Annotated in this window: 1 protein-coding gene; it reads right to left on the bottom strand. The window is 65.2% G+C overall.

Annotation, left to right across the window (positions count from 1 at the left end):
* On the bottom strand, positions 1-998 hold a 998-nt coding region (gene guaA, locus B4F07_RS11305; RefSeq protein ID WP_293704847.1), incomplete at its 3' end, for a glutamine-hydrolyzing GMP synthase.
* Between the last annotated feature and the right edge of the window lies 1 nt (position 999).

Raw genomic sequence — 999 nt, forward strand, 5'->3', positions numbered from 1 at the left:
ACCGATTCGATGACATCGGGATAAAGCGTGCCTTGCGCGAGGAAGTCGGCGCCGCCGAGTTTTTGCGCTTCCTCATCGAACACATTGATGAATTCGCCGCCGATGAACTTGCGCTTCGCCTCGGGATCGGTGACCCCGTCGAGCCCTGCCATGAAGCGTTCCTCGGCATCGACCACGACCAGCGGGATGTTGTAATGGTCGCGGAACAGCCGCTCGACCTGCTCGCGCTCGTTCATGCGCAGCAGACCATGGTCGACAAAAACGCACGTCAGCTGTTCGCCGATCGCTTCGTGGATCAGCACCGCGGCCACCGCGCTGTCGACCCCGCCCGACAGACCGCACAGCACGCGCTTGTCGCCGACCTGGGCGCGGATTTCGGCAATCTTGGTGGCGCGGAACTCAGCCATCGTCCAGTCGCCGCCGCAGCCGCAGACATGGCGCACGAAATTTGCGATCAGCCTGGCGCCGTCGGGCGTATGCACGACCTCAGGATGGAACTGCGTCCCGTAATAGCGGCGCTCGTCGTCGGCGATAAGCGCGAAGGGGGCACCGTCGCTGACCGCGACGATGCGAAAGCCGGGGGCGAATTGGGTAACCTTGTCGCCGTGGCTCATCCACACCTGATGGCGCTCGCCGACCTCCCACAAGCCGTCGAACAACACGCAGGGTTCGGTGACGGTCAGGAAGGCGCGGCCGAATTCGCCGTCGCGCTCGCCGTCGGCGCCGCCGGGTTCGACCCGGCCGCCGAGCTGCTGGCTCATCACCTGTTGCCCGTAACAGATGCCCAGGATCGGCAGGCCGCTATCGAACACCGATTGCGGGGCGCGCGGGCTGCCGTTGGCGGGAACCGAGGCGGGCGAGCCGGAAAGGATGATCCCTTTCGGTTGCATCCTTTCGAGCGCTGCTTCGGCCAAAGTGAAGGGGACGATCTCGCTATAGACCCCCGCTTCGCGGACGCGGCGGGCGATGAGCTGGGTCACCTGGCTGCCGAAATCGATG

The sequence above is a fragment of the Sphingopyxis sp. UBA6723 genome, assembly GCF_002454115.1.
Taxonomy (GTDB): Bacteria; Pseudomonadota; Alphaproteobacteria; order Sphingomonadales; family Sphingomonadaceae; genus Sphingopyxis.